Raw genomic sequence first — 18,553 nt, 5'->3', positions numbered from 1 at the left:
CCCATAACACACAACTCCGAAGCTCAAACTGAAAATTTGTTTACTGAGTATTGCATATTGTTTACTGATCGCTGTTAATTCGTACTTTTGACTCTGAACTACGAACTACAGACTACGAACTAATAGTATGAACTACCTTTCAGTAGAAAATATAGCCAAATCTTATGGAGAGCGCGAGCTTTTCAGCAATGTCTCCTTTGGTATAAATGAAGGCCAGAAAGTTGGATTTGTCGCAAAAAATGGGACCGGCAAAACGAGTTTATTGAATATCCTTTCAGACGCTGATGCTCCCGATGAGGGCAAGGTGATCTACCGAAATGATATAAGGGTCGCCTTTCTTTCACAGGAACCGAACCTTGATCCACATCTTAGCATAGAACAGACTATCTTCTCAAGTGATAACCCTACCCTTAAGATCATCGAGAACTATGAAAAGGCCTTAAGGAATCCTGAGGATGCCGATGCTCTTCAGAAAGCCATGGATGAGATGGAAAGCAATAATGCCTGGGATTTTGAAACTACTTATAAGCAGATTTTATTCAAGCTAAACCTTGAGCATCTGGATGCAGAAGTAAAGAATCTTTCCGGCGGACAGAAAAAAAGACTGGCTCTGGCCAGAATGCTATTAAAGAAACCAGATTTCATTATCCTGGATGAGCCTACCAACCACCTAGACCTGGATATGATAGAATGGCTGGAAGAATATTTCAGAAAAGAAGACTTCACAATTTTCATGGTCACTCACGATCGTTATTTTCTGGAAAGGGTTTGTAATGAGATCATAGAACTGGAAGAAGGTAAACTGTATACGTATAAAGGAAATTATTCCTATTATCTTGATAAAAAGGAAGAAAGGCATCAACTGGACCAAACCAATACCGACAAGGCTCAGCAACTATACAAAAAGGAGCTGGAGTGGATGCGCCGGCAGCCGAAGGCCAGAACTACGAAATCCAAATCGCGTATCGATGATTTTCACGAAATAAAGCACAGGGCAAGTCAGCGCCGGAAAGATCATAAGGTCCAGCTGGAACTGAATATGGAACGCCTCGGAAGTAAGATCGTGGAACTTCATAATATCTCCAAGGAACTTGGAGGTAAACAGCTGATCCGGAATTTTGATTATACTTTTAAAAGAGGGGAACGACTGGGGATCATTGGGAAAAATGGCACCGGGAAATCCACTTTCCTGAATATGCTCACAGGCAATCTGAAACCCGACACAGGGAAAATTGTGGTGGGCGAAACCGTAAAGTTTGGTTACTATACCCAGAAAGGAATCGAAATAAAACCAGGGCAAAAAGTAATTGAAGTCATCAGGGAATTCGGCGATTATATTCCACTTAAAAAAGGTAGGCAAATCTCTGCCGAACAATTACTGGAAAGGTTTTTATTCGACCGAAAGAAGCAATATGATTATGTTGAAAAACTAAGCGGTGGGGAAAAGAAAAGACTTTATCTATGTACGGTGCTTATTCAGAATCCCAATTTCCTAATTCTGGATGAACCCACCAACGATCTGGATGTTCTGACGCTGAACGTGCTGGAGAATTTTTTACTGGATTTCCCAGGTTGCGTTATCGTTGTATCCCACGACCGTTATTTTATGGATAAGATCGTAGATCACCTTTTTGTTTTTGAGGGCAAAGCAGAAATAACAGATTTCCCCGGGAATTATACCGACTACAGGGAGTATTCTGAAAGCAAAAAAAATTCGGAGCCTAAACCAGTTGAAAAGAAAGCCAAAGATAACACCTGGCGCGACGAGTCCACCGGTTCAAAACTAAGCTATAAAGAGCAAAAAGAATTCGGAAAACTGGAAAAGGAAATCACTAAACTAGAAAAGGAAAAAGAAGAAATTCAGAAAGAGTTCTTAAAAGACCTGGGCGGAGATGAGATCAAAAAAGCTTCCGTGAAGTTGCAATCGGTTGAGGATGAAATTGAAGAAAAAACCATGCGTTATTTTGAGCTGATGGAAAAAATGGAGAGTTAGACTTTCTCAGTTGTGAGTTGTGAGTTGTCTGTTAATAGTTATAATATTACATTATGAAATCTTATAAAGATCTCGATACTTATAATCTTGCTTTTCAGTATGCATTAGAAGTGCATAAAGTCTCGATGAAACTTCCAAAATTTGAGAACAGGGAAGTCAGATTCGGAGATCTTCAAAAAGCATAAAAGACAATATCGTAGAAGGATACGGCAGAAGAAACTATAAACAGGATTTCATAAAATATCTAGTTTACTCACATGCCTCACTACTGGAATGTTTATCTCAGCTAGAGATGATAGATCAACTATATGACATTTCAGAAATTCGACCACTTAAAGAGAAATATGAAATTCTTGGTGCAAAAATCTATACTTTCATCAAATATGTTGAAAAAGAATGGAGATAAAAATCTAACGCACACCCCATAACCCACAACATAGAACATGTTTTTCGAATTAAAATCATACCTGAAATTCCTCTCTCGGAGCCAGAACCAGCATGGCCTGCACTCCCCTTTTATCTATGATCTGGTGACAAAATGTTTTTATGATAAGACCTCTCATCCTGAATATGCTTTGATAAAAAGTTACAGAAATAATCTTTTAAGGAACAGGCAAAAAATAAAGGTAACCGACTTTGGGGCAGGAAGTCGGGTTTTCAAATCAGATGTAAGACCGGTTTTTGCGATCGCTAAAAATGCTGGTATTACACTTCACCGGGCTAAATTATTATTCAGGCTTACCAAATATCTCAATATTGAGTACGCTCTGGAACTTGGAACTTCACTGGGAATTGCCTCTGCAGCTATTGCTGCCAATAAACAGACAGAACTTACCACCATTGAAGGCTGTAAGGAAACAGCGAATATTGCAAAAATGCAATTCGAAAAATATGAAATGACTAATATTCGATTAGTAAACGATTCGTTTGACAGTGCTCTTTCTCTAATCACGTCGACCACAAACTTCGAACGAACCACTCCGAACTCCGAACCCCGAACTCAAAAATTCGACATGGTATTATTTGACGGGAATCATCAGAAAGATGCGACCCTGAAATACTTCGAAGAATTATTACCTACTACCCATAACGATTCAGTCTTTATTTTCGATGATATACACTGGTCACCGGGAATGGAAGAGGCCTGGGAAGAGATCAAAAAACATCCTGAAGTCCGGGTTACAATCGACACCTATAAATGGGGGTTGGTCTTCTTTAGACAGGAACAGGCAAAGCAGGATTTTACTATTCGGGTTTGATTTGAACTGCTCTATATTTTTGTATCAGAAAATTCACAGCCAAAATGATAAACATAATCTCCAGACTTGTTTGAGGCATACGAAAACGGAAACCTGAATAGGTGATGATAGTAATCAAAGCTGTAGATAGAAACAGCCCCAAAACCATAGCTTTTGTTATAATTGACCCTCTGAGCAATAAAAATAAGGCAGCTACCAGAGCCAATACCTGAAAGATCACTCTACCTGTCTCCAAAATTCCCGGCCTTGGGGTTTCTGGAAAAGGATTAAAAGCGCTCTTTAGTTTTTTAAAAATAATTGGAAGTATTAGGTCTGGATTTGATTTTATAAAATTTATCGTTGCATCCCGATAAAGCATCATCCCTCCTACTTCACCTCTATAATCCGATTTATCATAATCAAAAGTCTGCAGAACAAGTGATTCATCAGCCAGATCTCCTTTTGTATTTGTATGTAAATCGGGTACATCCTGATTCCAGCCTTTTGCCATCACTGCTCCCGAGGAGGTGGTTATCACAGCTTTATTGCCATCAAGAATGATATAATTCCTAATAACCCAAATTGATACTATACAAACAGTAAATATTGCTAGCAGCAAAGTATTCTTCAGGCTCACCCTCTTATATAAAAAAAGAAAGAACCATAATGAAAATGGAAGGAAAATATAATATGGGTGAGCAAGTATCAGAATACCTCCAAATATTCCATTGGCCCAAAGCAACTTCCCTTCTTTTAAATATCTGACCAGAGACCAGATGAACAGGGTCATAAAAAAAAGGGTTATAGGCTCAGAGAGAAAGACCCGGGAATATATTTGCCATGCCGGATTCACCAGATACAAAAAAACTCCAGCATATATAAATATTACTCGTTTTGTAAAATATTCAAGGGTTTTGTAAAAGAACAGCCCCCCCAGTAAATGCAATAAAATTTTAAATGCGACTAGAAAACCTAAAGAATATCCCGAAATAAGGAAACAAAAAGCAATGATCGCAGGCCAAATTGGCGGCCGCCAGGTAGAGTGACCAGAAAACTTATAAGTTTTTGTTTTATGATTTCCATTTTTAAAACCCTGAACTAAATCTGTATGTGATAGATCGAGATGACCATATTTCCCGGTCTTGGCTAGAGTTAAACCTAAATGAATAAAATCTGAAGCGTCACCTCCAAAATCATATTTCAAACTATTTGCAACATGAAAATTATAACCCAGGACCGTCAGTATCACAAAGCTTAAACCAATTATGATAAGTGTCTTTATCCTTGACATTTCTATCTTGAAAATGTATTGTATTTAAAAACACACCATAAAGCCCTCATACCATCTTTCCAATTGATCTTCTTCCCTTCAGCGTAAGTCCGGCCATAATAGGAAATTCCTACTTCATAGATCCTGATCCCTGGGATTCTGCTCACCTTAGCCGTAACTTCCGGTTCAAAGCCGAAACGCTTTTCTTTCAGATCCAGACTTTTTAAAATATCAGTCCTGAACATCTTATAACAGGTCTCCATATCGGTCAGGTTAAGGTTAGTAAAAGCATTGCTCAATGTAGTCAGGAATTTATTCCCGATAGAATGCCAGAAAAATAAAATTCGATGAGCATAGCCTCCCATGAATCTTGAGCCATAAACAACATCTGCCTTACCTTTTAAAATTGGTTTCAAAAGATTGATATATTCTTCAGGATCATATTCGAGATCGGCATCCTGAATAATCGCTATATCTCCTGTACAAAGTTCTATGGCCTTATGTAATGCGGCACCCTTACCGCGGTTAACTTCCTGATTGAATATCTGAACATCTGAAGTTGGATTATCTTCAACGAATTGATTTATGATAGATCTGGTAGAATCAGTAGAACAGTCATCAACTATAACTATTTCCTTTTTTAATCCAAGACCCAGGTCCAAATCTTTAAGAACATTCAGGATCTCAAGAATGGTATCTTCTTCATTATAGGCAGGAATAAGAATTGAGAGTTTTCTGGTCAATCGGTTAGTTTTGAATGTAAATCTAAGAATTCTGCTGAAAGATAATTTGTTTGTAACAAAAAAACTAAATTCACGTCATACAAGTGAAAATTCAGTCTGAATGAGCAAAGTAATCGAGATCCGAAATATTACCAGGGATTTTCCCCTGGGCCAGGAAGTAGTTAAAGTTTTAAAAGGAATTGATCTTGATATAGAGCGAGGAGAATATGTTGCTTTTATGGGACCTTCGGGTTCCGGAAAATCCACACTGATGAACCTCCTGGGATGCCTGGACACGCCTACATCGGGCAGTTATGTTCTAAATGGCAAGGATGTTAGTAAGATGAGTGATGATGAACTTGCCGAAATACGAAATAAAGAAATAGGCTTTGTATTTCAGACGTTCAACCTGCTTCCACGAACCACGGCGCTGGATAATGTGGCTTTACCTATGGTATATGCAGGAGCTTCCAAAACAGATAGAATTGACAGGGCAAAAGAAGTGCTTCGAAGCGTAGGACTTGGGGACCGTATGGACCACAAACCTAACCAGCTTTCGGGTGGGCAAAGACAGCGCGTTGCTGTTGGTCGGGCACTTGTCAATAAGCCTTCAATTATTCTTGCTGACGAGCCAACAGGAAACCTGGATTCAAAAACCTCAGTGGAGATCATGAACCTTTTCGATGAGATACATGCAGCAGGAAATACAGTTATTCTTGTAACACACGAAGAGGATATTGCTAAGCATGCGCATCGGATCATCCGACTAATGGATGGTACCGTGGCTAGTGACGAAAAGAAATCTGTAGGCAGTTTTCAGGAGCAGTAGGCATTGGCCGTTGTGAGTTGTGAGTTGTGAGTTGTGAGTTTTGAGTTTTGAGTTTTGAGTTTTGAGTTTTGAGAATTTAAGTCTAATTTTAAGAAGGCCTTTTTAAAAAATTCATCATTCAAAATCCGATAATCCAACATCTAAGGCTCCAACCATCCAACAATCCAAGCTTCCAACAATGAACTTTGAACTTCACATAATCTTTCCTATATTGTACCTAATATAAGTCATTTACAATGATCGATTTAGACCAGGAAACCTGGATTTATCTTGCCATTATTGCCGTATTTCTTGCCTATTTTCTGTGGAGTTCCCGCAGGGCTAAAAAACTGAGAAAAGACAGGAAAAACAGAAACTTCAGAAGAAGATACTTCGAAAGAAAACAGGAAAACGAGGCTAATTCCGGGCTCCACTAATTTCAAAGGTATCGGAAGAACCGTTGTGAGTTGTGAGTTGTGAGTTGTGAGTTGTGAGTTGTGAGTTGTGAGTTGTGAGTTGTGAGTTGTGAGTTGTGAGAAGTTAAAAATTATGTCTTAACTTGGAAAGTTTCTTTTCAAAATTCAAAATTCAAAATTCAAAATTCAAAATTCCAGAAATCCAGAAATCCAGAAATCCAGAAATCCAAAGATCCAAAGATCCAAAGATCCAACAATCCAATATTCCGATTCAAACTTCGTATTTTAGCACAAACGCTGAAACATGAAAATTTACACCAAAACCGGTGACAAGGGAACTACCTCTCTATTTGGAGGAACTCGTGTACCCAAGCACCACATAAGAATAGAAAGTTATGGCACCGTAGACGAGCTTAATTCATATATTGGGCTTCTCCGTGACCAGGATACCGACAATGACACAAAAGAATTTCTCACCGAAATACAGGATAGATTATTTACCATTGGTTCAGTTCTGGCAACTGATCCTGAAAAAGCCACCCTTAAAAACGGAAAGGAAAGGCTTAATATACCCAAGATATCTCAAGAAGATATCGAAAAACTGGAAAAAGAAATAGACCGTATGAACGATGATCTACCCGAAATGACACACTTCATCTTGCCCGGGGGGCACCAAAGCGTGTCATTCTGTCACATAACACGCTGTGTATGCCGTCGCGCTGAAAGACTCTCCAGTGCTTTATATGACATAGAGGCCTTTGACGATAAGGTCCTTGTCTATCTAAACCGGCTTTCAGACTATCTATTTGTGCTGGCACGGATGTTGTCTAAACAACTACAGGCTGAAGAAATTCAGTGGATTCCAAAAAAATCCTGAATCCAATTTAATTTTGAAATATCCTTTGTGATACTTGCAAAGAATTAAAGAAATTATTACGTTCTTAATATTATTGTTGAAATAATAGATTTTTTTCTTGGCTATTACGGCAAAAAAATTATTTTTGCCAAAATTTAAAACCCGATTAATCAATGTATTGGACTTTAGAATTAGCATCCTATTTAAGTGATGCCCCCTGGCCGGCCACCAAAGACGAGTTAATAGACTACGCAATTAGAACCGGAGCTCCGCTTGAGGTTGTGGAAAATCTGCAGGCCATTGAAGACGAGGGAGACTCTTATGATTCTATTGAGGAAATCTGGCCTGATTATCCAACCGATGAAGATTACCTCTGGAATGAGGATGAATATTAAATTGACAACACGCAAAAAATAGGGAAAAGTCTCATTCATGAGGCTTTTTTTTTGCTTAAATTTGAACCCCCTTAAACAAAAAAACCAATATGAGTTTTTTAGATTCTGTATTAAAAGCTTTCGTAGGTGATAAGTCGAAGAAAGATGTAAAGGAAATACAACCTATAGTAGATAAGATCAAGGCTCTTGAACCAGAAATGGAAGCCCTGAGCCTGGATGAACTTCGTGCTAAAACTTCCGAATTCAGAGCTAAAATTACCGAAGCGACAAAAGAAGTAAAAGATAAGATTGAAAGTTTAAATAAAGAGGCCGATGAGATTGATGATATCACTCGAAAGGAAGATATCTATGCTGAAGTCGACTCCTTAAAGGATAAGTCTTATGAAATTTCAGAAGGCATCCTTAACGAAATACTTCCGGAAGCCTTCGCGGTGGTGAAAGAAACTGCAAAACGTTTTGTTCACAACACTGAACTGAAAGTAAAAGCTTCTGCATTCGACCGAGAGATTTCTGCTGAAAAAGATTATGTCACACTCGAAGATGAACATGCGATCTGGAGTAATTCCTGGGATGCTGCCGGTAAACCGGTCACCTGGGATATGATCCATTATGATGTTCAGCTTATTGGGGGTGTGGCCATGCACCAGGGTAAGATCGCCGAGATGCAAACGGGTGAAGGTAAAACCTTAGTTGCAACTCTTCCTGTTTATCTTAATGCCCTTACCGGGCGTGGTGTTCACCTTGTAACGGTAAACGATTACCTGGCCAAGCGTGACAGCGCGTGGATGGCACCAATTTTTGAATTCCATGGATTAAGTGTTGATTGTATAGATTATCACAGGCCTAATTCTGCCGCGCGTAGAAAAGCATATAATGCCGATATTACCTACGGAACCAACAATGAATTTGGTTTTGACTATCTGAGGGATAACATGTCTCATGCTCCCGATGATCTTGTTCAAAGACCTCATAATTATGCGATAGTGGATGAGGTGGATTCGGTACTGATCGATGACGCCCGTACTCCGCTTATTATTTCAGGTCCTGTACCAAAGGGTGACACCCATGAGTTCATGGAACTGAAACCTGCAATCGCCAATATCGTAGAGGTTCAGCGTAAATACCTTACCAAGGTTCTGGCAGATGCCAAAAAACTCATCAAAGAAGGAGATTCCAAAGAGGGAGGTTTCCAGTTGCTTAGAGTTTATCGTGGTCTGCCAAAGAATAAAGCTTTAATTAAATTCCTGAGTGAGGAAGGTGTAAAACAGCTGCTTCAAAAGACCGAGAACTATTACATGCAGGATAACAATCGCGAAATGCCGAAGGTTGATGCAGAGCTGTATTTCACGATTGATGAAAAGACCAATCAGATAGATCTCACCGATAAAGGAATTGAATACCTTTCAGGAAAGGACGACCCTAACTTCTTTGTAATGCCCGAGATCGGGATGGAGATCGCAAAGATCGAAAAGGAAGGTCTATCAAAGGAAGAAGAAGCCGAAAAGAAAGAAGAGCTTTACCGCGATTATAGCGTTAAGAGTGAAAGAATACATACCCTTAGGCAATTACTAAAAGCCTATACCCTATTTGAAAAGGATACGGAATATGTGGTGATCGACAATAAAGTTAAAATTGTTGATGAGCAGACTGGACGTATCATGGAAGGCCGTCGATATAGTGACGGACTTCACCAGGCGATCGAAGCCAAAGAGAATGTGAAAATTGAGGATGCTACCCAGACTTTTGCGACCGTTACACTTCAGAATTACTTCAGAATGTATCGCAAACTATCGGGTATGACGGGTACAGCGGTAACCGAAGCCGGAGAATTCTGGGAAATCTATAAACTGGATGTGGTTGAAATTCCAACTAACCGTCCAATTGCAAGAGACGACAAAGAAGATTTGGTTTACAAGACCAAACGTGAAAAATATAACGCGGTAATCGATCATGTGACCGATCTTTCCAGAGCAGGAAGACCGGTTCTTATTGGTACTACATCGGTTGAGATTTCGGAATTGTTAAGCCGCATGTTGAAACTCAGGAATGTACCACACAATGTACTTAACGCGAAACTCCACAAGAAAGAAGCCGATATTGTCGCGGAAGCTGGAAATGCGGGTGTAGTTACCATCGCAACAAACATGGCCGGTCGTGGTACCGATATTAAATTAAGCCCTGAAGTAAAGGAGGCCGGTGGTCTTGCCATAATTGGTACCGAAAGACATGACTCGAGGCGTGTAGACAGACAGTTAAGAGGTCGTGCCGGACGTCAGGGAGACCCGGGAAGCTCACAGTTCTATGTTTCTCTGGAAGATAACCTGATGCGTTTGTTCGGTTCTGAAAGAATCGCAAAACTGATGGACCGCATGGGACTTGAAGAAGGTGAAGTAATTCAGCATTCCATGATTTCCAAGTCTATTGAGCGAGCACAGAAAAAAGTTGAGGAGAACAACTTTGGAGTTCGTAAAAGACTGCTTGAATATGATGACGTAATGAACGCCCAGCGTGAAGTAATTTACAAGCGTCGTTACCATGCACTTTTCGGAGAAAGATTGAGAGTAGATCTCGCGAATATGATCTTCGACATTGCAGAGTCTGTTACAGAAACTAACAAGGCAGCAGAAGACTTTAAGAACTTTGAATTTGAACTTATCAGGAACTTCTCTATGAGTTCGCCGGTAAATGAAGAAGAATTCAAAAAAATGAATTCTCAGAAGCTTGCAGGTGAAGTTTATAAAGCCGCTTATAAGCATTATGATGATAAAATGGCCAATAATGCCGAAAGGGCCTATCCGGTGATCAAGCAGGTTTTTGAGGACGAAAGAAATAATTTCGAAAGAATATCAGTTCCTTTTACTGACGGAAATAAGACGCTTCAGGTGGTTACCAACCTTGAAAAGGCATACGAAAGTGAAGGTAAACAGCTGATCAAGGATTTTGAGAAGAACATTACCCTTGCAATTATCGATGATGCCTGGAAGACCCACCTTCGTAAGATGGATGAGTTAAAACAGAGTGTTCAGCTTGCCGTGCATGAGCAAAAAGACCCTCTTCTTATCTATAAGTTCGAGGCTTTTGAACTCTTCAAGGCAATGCTTGAAAATGTGAACCACGATGTGATATCCTTCCTTTTCAAAGGAGAGATCCCTTCTGCCGGTGCGCCAAGCATACATGAAGCCCGCCAGACCAGACAGAAGGAAAAGGTTGAAACTAAAAAAGAAGAGATCCCTAACCTGGATGAAAGAGCGGCCCAAAGCCGTGCAGCAGGGAACACTCAGAAGCAGCAGGAAGTCACTGAGACTATTGTTCGTGAACGTCCTAAAATTGGAAGGAACGATAAAGTGACCATCAAGAATGTAATGAGTGGCGAGAACAAAACCATGAAATACAAACAGGCTATTCCGCTTCTTGATAAAGGAGACTGGGTGCTTGTTGATGAATAGACGTTAGACGTTAGACGTTAGACGTTAGACGTTAGACGTTAGACGTTAGACGTTAGACGTTAGACGTTAGACGTTAGACGTTAGACGTTAGACGTTAGACGTTAGACGTTAGACGTTAGACGTTAGACGAAATTAAAAATCCTGAAGTTAAAACTTCAGGATTTTTTTATAATATTTCAATCATAGATATTTCGTCATGCTGAACTTGTTTCAGCATCTTTACCAATTAAAATATATAGATTGCTTCGCCTTCACCCACAATGAACATCAAAACAATAATTGATCATTGTTTATTGGTAATTGATAACTACTCATATACAAATAAAATTACCTCGAGCTTATCGCCTACACTCAAAACAGGCTAAGTTGCGATATTACTATAATGAATACTGCCTGTCCACAAACCTCTTAAGAAAAGGGATTTCCAAAAAGAACAGAGCTACAAAGGCAATCGCATACTGCATGGTTCTGGAAAGATCTATCCTGGGCATATCTAAATACTGTGGAATTTTAAGATCAAAAGACCAGCTTAATGAAATATCAGCATACATTGCATATAGTCCGGCAACCGCAGATACCATACATGCTGCAACTATGTACCACATGAATTTCGGGATAAGTGGCTGATAAGGCTTGACAGTAACATTCCTGTTTTCCACAGCCATCATTATCCTTTTTTTGAAATCTGCTGAAGGCGTTTCAGTTCCCGCTTCATTCAGCAACCTCTTCATCAGTTCTTCCTCTCTGTTAAATTGCTTTTCCATTTCTATCTGATATTTCTGGTTTGATGTAGCCTTCCAGTAAAGAAAACAGTTTTTTCCGGCTACGGTACAATTTAATTTTAATATTGTCTTCGGTCAAATTTGTCACCTCCGCTATCTCCTTTACCGATTGCTCTTCAAAATAATATAAACTTATTATAGCAGCCTCTTCTTCCGGCAACATTTTAATACAGTTGTTGATCACCTGGCTTCTTTCTTCCGAAAGCATATATTCCAGTCCATTTTCTATATGGTCCAGGCTATCATCTGTTATCTCTTCAATAATCTCATAGGTCTGCTCCCTCTTATTCTTTTTTATTCTATCCAGTGCCTTATGGTAAACTATCCTGTATAACCAGGTTGAAAATTTAGCCTCACCTCTAAAACCTGACAATGAATCGAAGGCCTTTATAAAACTATCCTGAGCCACTTCCTCGGCTTCCTCGGTTACTTTGAGCATTCTGATGGCAATAGTGAACACAAAATTCTGATAACGATCTACCAGCTCTCCAAAAGCAGAGCTATCCCCGGAAAGGATCTTATCGATCAGTTGTTGGTCAGTGCACTTGTTCATTATTCCATGTGACGATCATTTTAGATCATCGGTTACAAAATATTTTCAAATAAATTTACACTTTTTTGTAACCGGATATGAAATCGTGGCGTCCTAATAGCAAACGAACATTTATTTTCACATTAAAAACTAGAAATCATGGGATCAGAAGTAATTATTATGCCAATCATTTTCGGGGTTATATTCGGGATGTTCTACTTATACATTTCGGCCAGAAACCGCGAGCGTCTTGCACTTATTGAAAAAGGAGCAGATGCAAGTATATTTTACAGCAAAAAGAAAAGTGTAACTCCAATCTGGAAAGTTATAGTGATCAACCTGGCATTGCTTTTAGTAGGTATTGGCCTGGGAATCTTTATCGCCAACCTGCTAAGTTATAATATGGGAGTAGACGAGGATGTAGCTTATCCTGGAACTATTTTCCTATTGGCAGGCTTAGGTTTATTTGCCGGCTACTTTGCCACCAAAAAGTTGAACGAAGACGCATAGGTTCTATTCAAAAATATCATCACATCCCGAATGTTCCATTCGGGATTTTTTATTTCTGATTGTCAGTAATGGAATTTTACTAATTTTAACATTGTAACCAATCAAACGTTTCAATGAAAAAATTCTCTATAGAAATCAAATGGGGAGTCATCTTTAGTATCGTTTCACTACTCTGGATGTTCCTCGAAAAAGGTCTGGGATGGCATGATGAGAACATCGCTGTACATGCCATTTATACCAACCTTTTCGCTATTGTTGCCATTATACTTTATGTTTTTGCACTCCTCGATAAAAGAAAGAATTTCTATAATGATAAGATGACCTGGACGCAGGGATTTGTTTCCGGGATCATTATTAGTGTAGTGGTAGCCATACTCTCACCTTTAGCGCAGTATATCACACATGAATTTATCACTCCTGATTATTTCGAGAATGCAATAGAAAATTCTGTTCTAAATGGAAATACCAGGGAAAATGCGGAAGCCTATTTTAACCTGAAATCCTATATGCTGCAGTCCTTTTTCTTTGCACTGGTTGCTGGCGTCGTGACCTCAGCGATAGTAGCTCTTTTTGTTAGAAGAAAATAAAAATTTGTAAAGTCATTTCGACCGTAGGGAGAAATCTGTGGATGCACCTAATGCTCTATATTTATAAAAAACTGTATAGAGATTTCTCAGTCGCTTCGCTCTATCGAAATGACTTAAAAAGAAATAAATTATACTCCAGAAGTCATTTCGACCGTAGGGAGAAATCTAACTTATGAAAGAATATTTTGTCTATATAACCACGAATATTCAAAAGACCGTGCTTTATATTGGCATCACCAATAATCTTTCATGTCGAATAGACCAGCATTTTCAGGAAAGTAAGAATACTAAAAAGTCTTTTGCTGGGAAATACAATTGTTTTCACCTTGTGTACTACGAAAAATTTGAAAATCCTTCCGAAGCAATTTTAAGGGAGAAGACCATCAAAAAATGGAGAAGGGAGAAAAAAGTAAAATTAATTCAGGACTTCAATCCTGACTGGGAGTTTTTAGAAAAGGATATTTTATAAGGAGATTCCTTGGTTCAGATTTCTCAGTCGCTTTGCTCCTTCGAAATGACTTTGAACTAAATCTACTTGATCGCAATTTTAGTCACTGAAAGGAATCTAAATTTTCAAAAGCAAATTAGGATCCGGGCAGTTCTTTAAAAAATTGTCCAGGTCCTCTTTTTTTATAACACCAGGGAAATCCCCAATATTTCCATTCAGATCTTCAATCACCTGGAAGTGAAGGTGTGGTGCATAATCTCCATTTTCATCAAAATCACCCAGCTCAGCGATCTTGTCACCAACTTTTATTTGGTCACCTTCCTTAAGTCCTTTCAAAGATCTCCTGCTTAAATGTCCGTATAAAGTATAGAATTTTCGACCTTGTACAGAATGCTCAAGGATCAGCGTGGGGCCGTAATCTCCAAAATTAGCATTGTCTTTAAAACTATGAACTTTACCATCTAACGGACTAATAATTTCGGAGAAGGCCGGTACCCAGATATCCAGGCCAATATGAATATTCCTGTTAGCCTCTCTATTATTGAAAAGTTCACTCCGGTTGTATAAGGTCCTAAGTTCATTATAACCGCCATAAGCCGCTTTTGCATTCTTATTCTTCAGGAATTCGAAGATAAAAGCAGAAAATGCTTCCGAAGAAGCAACTTCAAGTTTCAATAATTCCCGATTATTTTCCGAAAGATCTATATAAGTATAGTCATCATGCTTATAATCCCCACCTATTACCGGTGTGAAACCGGAGGTTAGTTCATTTACAAATTCAGCAAAATCCTGCATCTCATTCAACTTAAGGAAGCCAAATGTAATCGCTAGGATTTAATTTATCAATACATCGCTGAAATTTGCTTTAATTGAAATATTTCCACTACCATCCCTTGACTTGTTATAACCATTCAGGATCTCATTATCATAAGACTTGGTGGATTTAAGTTTCATATTATCAGGATATTTGATAGAGCTCTGCATTCCGTTAAAGGTAAAATTGAAAGCGGTCTCTGGCACATTGAGCTTAAGATCACTGTTCTCCAGAGTTATATTAAGAGTTTCAAAACCGGCTCCAAGATCATCTATATCAAGCTTACCAAAAGATCCGCTAAGCACTCCTGTTTTCTGAAGCTCCTTGATCCTGATATCACTGGAATTTGAATTCAGTTTTATACTTACCGCCTTATCTATACTACAGTTCTGAACGAATTCGGTTGAAAGAACCCCGTAATCCCAATAGCCAATATTTACTGGTGAATAGGCTACTTTTACATTCGTGTTCTTCCCAGTTAGACGGTTAGCTGAAAGCCGACTGTGAGACAGATCGGCCTTCAGGTTTTTTATGGTACTTCCCAGTTTAAGCTCTCCGTGGCGAACATTAAGGTGAAGTTTAGCGTCTTTAGGAACCTTTAGTTTAATGGTCTTTTTAGAGTTAATGGTTTTTCCACCTTCATAAATAAACACTTTGTTTCCATTCTCCATACTGGCTTCGAATTGTTTACCAAACTGTTCGCCCCAAGCTTCCATTTTCTTTCCGAATTCTTCGCCCCAGGCTTCCATATCCTTTTCAAAATCTTTTGCCCAGACTTCCATTTTGGCTTCATATTCCTTTTCATACTTTTCGGAATTCTTTTCCATTTCTTCGGCCCATTTTTCCATTTTGGCCTCGAATTCCTTTCCGAATTTCTTCTCAAAATTGGCTTCCCATTTCTCTAAGTATTTATCCCCATCCTTTTTATATGCCTCATAATCGAATTTCATTTCTCTCATATTATCCGCAAATTCAGGAGGAAGTGGATTTTCTGCAATATTTGATAAAATGGGGCCTACAAGGTTATTCATTAAAGGCTCCATGATCTCAGGTAACTTAGATAATGAACCCTCCAAACGTGCCATGTCAATATCTACATTCATGCTCATACCGCCACCCGATTTTATCCTTACCATTCCAGGGTTGGAAGAAGTTTCAAGGTTCCAGGCATCCAGAAGTTTTTGTGTCTCCTCTTTGTTGCCGGTATCTCCTTCGAGGTAAGCCTGAATCTCAACCTCATTCTTATCCCAGTTCTCTATGATGATATTAGTATGCCGGGAATCTATCTCTACATTCACATCTGCCGATGTCTTGTAATTTTTGTTCAGTTTTTTGGTCTGGGCAAAACCTCCTGCTGTGATGAACAGCAGGCAAAGCATTATATATTTAAGCCTGATAGTTTTCATTTTTGTTGTTTTTTGATTGTTTAATTTCATTTAATTTGACTTTCAACTTTTTAAGAAGATCCAGTCTTAGCTGTAAGTTCGCGATCATAGCCTCCACTGTTTCTTCATTGAGACCGGTCTCCTGGATTTCAGCATTCAGCGCTATATATTCTTCATCCAGGGTTTCCAGTTTATTCATAAATGCATCTATAAGTTCTTTATTCTCTGGAGTCATATCCAGCTTGGCAAGCTGAATATTCACACTCGCCATATAGTAATCTTCTATCTTTTTGAATTCAGGAGAAACATCACTAAGTCTATACTCGGTAGTTTTTGTTTCCTCATCAGCTTCTTCTTTAACCGGAGTCTCCACGATCTGGTTGTTCTCTTCAACAGGCACCTCTTGATTATTGAAGTAGAAGAAAGCTCCAACTCCAAGGGCCACCACAAACAAGGCTGCGATCTGAAGGACCTGATAATAACTGCTTTTCTTTTTCTGAACCGGAAATGCCTCATCCAGCCTGGCCTCAAATCTCCTTTGATGCCCCTTGTTCAGTTTTTCTTTTCCTATATGTTCCTGGTTGCGGAACATTTCTCTAATATCCTGTCCCATTGCTCATAGTTTTTAGTTCGTCCTGTAATTTTTTCTTGCCTCTGTGTACCAATGTTCTGGATGCTACCTGGGTTATTCCCAGTATTTCGCTGATCTCTTCGTGATCATATCCTTCTATGAGGTACAACATCAGCGGGTATTTATATTTTTCAGGCAGATTCTCTATCTCTTTTTTCACTTCTTCCACTCCAATTCCGTCTTCCACCTGCCAGTTATCTTCCTCTTCCACGGTTCCCAGAACCTGTTCATTAATCGCTACCAGTTCAAGTTTTTTTGCTTTTAGCTTATCCAAACATTTATTGATGACGATCCTTTTTAACCAGGCCCCAAAGGTTACCTCTCCGTTAAACTGATGTATCTTGGTAAAAGCCTTTATAAAAGCTTCCTGCATCGCATCTTCAGCCTCCATCGTATCTTTCATAAATCTTAAGGCCACGTAATACATCCCGTCGCAATATTTGTTATACAGCTTGAGCTGGGCCCTCCGGCTGTTCTGTTTACAAGCTTCTATTAGCTTATGCTGTATCAATTTAATCAGTTTTTGATGGGTTAGTTCACTTTAATGACGAGACAAAAAGCCCCGCGTTGCAAAAATTCCGAAAAAAAATTCAAATTCCTTCATTATTCTTATTTTTAGTACTCAAACAGAGAAGTTTATGGCTGAATTTTTGAAAAGCTTTTCTTTATAAAGGAAACGCTATGAACAAAAGTTTAAAAACAGGCTTAAAGATAGTGGGAGCAATTCTGTTCCTTGGAATTGGGCTTATCCTTATTCTCAGGTATACCACTAAAGCCCATAGTCCTGAAGATACGGTGACCTATCAGAAAAATGATCTTGAACTTAAGGTCTTCTACAATCGCCCTTATAAGAAAGAGCGTAAAATATTCGGTGGACTGGTACCCTACAACGAAGTATGGCGTACGGGGGCCAATGAGGCCACTACTTTTAATACTAACCAGGATATACTGGTTGATGGAAGTTTGCTGAAAGCCGGAAAATATACTTTATGGACGATTCCTATGAAGGATAGCTGGAAGGTGATCTTCAATTCAAAAATGTATCCCTGGGGAATAAATCTTGATAAGGAAGCCTACCGAAATCCTAAATTTGATGAGCTTGTACTAGAAAGGCCAGTAAAAGAACTCCCAACCAACCTGGAACAGTTCACGATACTTTTTGAAGAATCGGGAGATTTTGTCAATCTTGTATTTGCCTGGGATAATACCAGCGTTAGTGTTCCTATAAAACAAGAAGAGGCACCTACAGGCACCTCTTCAGTGAATAATTGATCTTTTTTAATCTTCTTCCAGCAGCAAATTTAGTGTAACGTCAATATTGTCTCTTGTCGCCCTGGAGTACGGACATATTTCATGGGCTTCATTAACCAGTGTTTCTCCGGTTTCAACATCCACTCCTGGAATATAACAATCTAATATTACCGAAAGCTGAAGGTCTTCATCTTCGGTCAAGCCTAATTTTACAATTGCGGTTACGCTGTAATCCCCGAGATCGGCATTATGGTTTTTTGCAGCTGCTTCAAGCGCTGCTCCAAAGCAGGCCGAATATGCTGCACCGAATAATTGTTCCGGATTGGTATAATTTCCACCTTCACCACCCATACTTTTTGGGGTTGATTGCTTGATATTAAGAATGCCATCGTCGCTGGTTGTGCGACCATCTCTTGCTCCTTTCGTAGTAACGGCAGTTTTATACAGGTTTTTCATTGCGTGAAATAAT

Annotated in this window: 22 protein-coding genes; 13 read left to right on the top strand and 9 right to left on the bottom strand. The window is 39.1% G+C overall.

Annotated elements, in window-relative coordinates; all coding sequences use genetic code 11:
- Positions 1-127: 127 nt before the first annotated feature.
- Genes NE848_RS07340 through NE848_RS07325 form a run of 4 tightly spaced genes read left to right on the top strand, consistent with a single transcriptional unit; the run spans position 128 to position 3,252 of the window.
- Entirely contained in the window at positions 128-1,993 is a 1,866-nt protein-coding gene (locus tag NE848_RS07340) for an ABC-F family ATP-binding cassette domain-containing protein (protein ID WP_252111975.1), read from the top strand.
- A gap of 53 nt (positions 1,994-2,046) precedes the next feature.
- Positions 2,047-2,178, top strand: a complete 132-nt coding sequence (locus NE848_RS07335) for a four helix bundle protein (RefSeq protein ID WP_252111973.1) — start codon at positions 2,047-2,049, stop codon at positions 2,176-2,178.
- A complete protein-coding gene (locus tag NE848_RS07330; RefSeq protein ID WP_341482781.1) occupies positions 2,154-2,399 on the top strand; it encodes a four helix bundle protein in 246 nt (81 codons plus the stop codon). Before NE848_RS07335 ends, NE848_RS07330 begins: the two co-directional genes overlap by 25 nt.
- 37 nt (positions 2,400-2,436) lie before the next feature.
- Entirely contained in the window at positions 2,437-3,252 is an 816-nt protein-coding gene (locus tag NE848_RS07325) for an O-methyltransferase (protein ID WP_252111971.1), read from the top strand.
- On the opposite strand, the gene NE848_RS07320 is transcribed toward NE848_RS07325, so the two are convergent.
- Positions 3,239-4,522 (bottom strand): ArnT family glycosyltransferase, encoded by a 1,284-nt coding sequence (locus NE848_RS07320; RefSeq protein WP_252111969.1) that lies wholly within the window; start codon positions 4,520-4,522, stop codon positions 3,239-3,241. The two genes, NE848_RS07325 and NE848_RS07320, sit on opposite strands and share 14 nt — an antisense overlap.
- A gap of 2 nt (positions 4,523-4,524) precedes the next feature.
- On the bottom strand, positions 4,525-5,244 hold the full coding sequence (locus tag NE848_RS07315; RefSeq protein WP_252111967.1) for a glycosyltransferase family 2 protein: 720 nt from the start codon (positions 5,242-5,244) through the stop codon (positions 4,525-4,527).
- Positions 5,245-5,344: 100 nt separating this feature from the next.
- Between NE848_RS07315 and NE848_RS07310 the strand changes: the two genes are divergently transcribed.
- The 5 genes from NE848_RS07310 (at position 5,345) to secA (ending at position 11,144) form a co-directional block, all read left to right on the top strand.
- Positions 5,345-6,052: an ABC transporter ATP-binding protein gene (locus NE848_RS07310; RefSeq protein ID WP_252111964.1), complete on the top strand. Its 708-nt coding sequence runs from the start codon at positions 5,345-5,347 to the stop codon at positions 6,050-6,052.
- 236 nt (positions 6,053-6,288) lie between these two features.
- Complete coding sequence (locus NE848_RS07305) at positions 6,289-6,468, top strand: hypothetical protein (protein WP_252111962.1); 180 nt, start codon at positions 6,289-6,291, stop codon at positions 6,466-6,468.
- A 283-nt stretch (positions 6,469-6,751) separates the two neighbouring features.
- Positions 6,752-7,324 carry a cob(I)yrinic acid a,c-diamide adenosyltransferase gene (locus tag NE848_RS07300; protein ID WP_252111960.1) on the top strand — a complete coding sequence of 191 codons (573 nt, stop codon included), beginning with the start codon at positions 6,752-6,754 and terminating at the stop codon, positions 7,322-7,324.
- 152 nt (positions 7,325-7,476) lie between these two features.
- A complete protein-coding gene (locus NE848_RS07295; RefSeq protein WP_008272287.1) occupies positions 7,477-7,698 on the top strand; it encodes a DUF2795 domain-containing protein in 222 nt (73 codons plus the stop codon).
- 89 nt (positions 7,699-7,787) lie between these two features.
- Positions 7,788-11,144 carry a preprotein translocase subunit SecA gene (secA, locus tag NE848_RS07290; protein ID WP_252111958.1) on the top strand — a complete coding sequence of 1,119 codons (3,357 nt, stop codon included), beginning with the start codon at positions 7,788-7,790 and terminating at the stop codon, positions 11,142-11,144.
- A gap of 377 nt (positions 11,145-11,521) precedes the next feature.
- On the opposite strand, the gene NE848_RS07285 is transcribed toward secA, so the two are convergent.
- Both NE848_RS07285 and NE848_RS07280 read right to left on the bottom strand, forming a co-directional pair.
- On the bottom strand, positions 11,522-11,908 hold the full coding sequence (locus tag NE848_RS07285; RefSeq protein WP_252111956.1) for a hypothetical protein: 387 nt from the start codon (positions 11,906-11,908) through the stop codon (positions 11,522-11,524).
- A complete protein-coding gene (locus NE848_RS07280; protein ID WP_252111954.1) occupies positions 11,892-12,479 on the bottom strand; it encodes an RNA polymerase sigma factor in 588 nt (195 codons plus the stop codon). Before NE848_RS07280 ends, NE848_RS07285 begins: the two co-directional genes overlap by 17 nt.
- Before the next feature lie 138 nt (positions 12,480-12,617).
- Between NE848_RS07280 and NE848_RS07275 the strand changes: the two genes are divergently transcribed.
- From NE848_RS07275 to NE848_RS07265, 3 genes are all read left to right on the top strand, one after another.
- Complete coding sequence (locus tag NE848_RS07275) at positions 12,618-12,968, top strand: DUF6249 domain-containing protein (protein ID WP_252111952.1); 351 nt, start codon at positions 12,618-12,620, stop codon at positions 12,966-12,968.
- 113 nt (positions 12,969-13,081) lie between these two features.
- The gene (locus NE848_RS07270) at positions 13,082-13,555 is read left to right on the top strand and encodes a DUF4199 domain-containing protein (RefSeq protein ID WP_252111950.1); all 474 of its coding nucleotides are present in this window, start codon (positions 13,082-13,084) and stop codon (positions 13,553-13,555) included.
- A gap of 172 nt (positions 13,556-13,727) precedes the next feature.
- Complete coding sequence (locus NE848_RS07265) at positions 13,728-14,024, top strand: GIY-YIG nuclease family protein (RefSeq protein ID WP_252111948.1); 297 nt, start codon at positions 13,728-13,730, stop codon at positions 14,022-14,024.
- A gap of 96 nt (positions 14,025-14,120) precedes the next feature.
- Here NE848_RS07265 and NE848_RS07260 read toward each other — a convergent pair whose 3' ends face one another.
- Genes NE848_RS07260 through NE848_RS07245 form a run of 4 tightly spaced genes read right to left on the bottom strand, consistent with a single transcriptional unit; the run spans position 14,121 to position 17,344 of the window.
- Entirely contained in the window at positions 14,121-14,798 is a 678-nt protein-coding gene (locus NE848_RS07260; protein ID WP_252111946.1) for a peptidoglycan DD-metalloendopeptidase family protein, read from the bottom strand.
- 39 nt (positions 14,799-14,837) lie between these two features.
- On the bottom strand, positions 14,838-16,223 hold the full coding sequence (locus NE848_RS07255; protein WP_252111944.1) for a hypothetical protein: 1,386 nt from the start codon (positions 16,221-16,223) through the stop codon (positions 14,838-14,840).
- Positions 16,204-16,815, bottom strand: coding sequence for a hypothetical protein (locus NE848_RS07250; RefSeq protein ID WP_252111942.1), 612 nt, complete (start codon positions 16,813-16,815; stop codon positions 16,204-16,206). The genes NE848_RS07255 and NE848_RS07250 overlap by 20 nt, the downstream gene beginning before the upstream one ends.
- The gene (locus NE848_RS07245; protein WP_252111940.1) at positions 16,799-17,344 is read right to left on the bottom strand and encodes an RNA polymerase sigma factor; all 546 of its coding nucleotides are present in this window, start codon (positions 17,342-17,344) and stop codon (positions 16,799-16,801) included. Before NE848_RS07245 ends, NE848_RS07250 begins: the two co-directional genes overlap by 17 nt.
- Positions 17,345-17,514: 170 nt before the next feature.
- Here NE848_RS07245 and NE848_RS07240 point away from each other — a divergent pair, with 170 nt between their 5' ends.
- On the top strand, positions 17,515-18,105 hold the full coding sequence (locus NE848_RS07240) for a DUF2911 domain-containing protein (protein ID WP_252111938.1): 591 nt from the start codon (positions 17,515-17,517) through the stop codon (positions 18,103-18,105).
- A 6-nt stretch (positions 18,106-18,111) separates the two neighbouring features.
- Here the strand turns inward: NE848_RS07240 and NE848_RS07235 are convergent, their stop codons facing one another.
- On the bottom strand, positions 18,112-18,540 hold the full coding sequence (locus tag NE848_RS07235; protein WP_252111936.1) for an Ohr family peroxiredoxin: 429 nt from the start codon (positions 18,538-18,540) through the stop codon (positions 18,112-18,114).
- Between the last annotated feature and the right edge of the window lie 13 nt (positions 18,541-18,553).

The sequence above is a fragment of the Gramella jeungdoensis genome, assembly GCF_023805255.1.
In the GTDB taxonomy this organism is placed as follows: Bacteria; Bacteroidota; Bacteroidia; order Flavobacteriales; family Flavobacteriaceae; genus Christiangramia; species Christiangramia jeungdoensis.
This window is presented reverse-complemented; position numbering and strand designations above follow the sequence as displayed.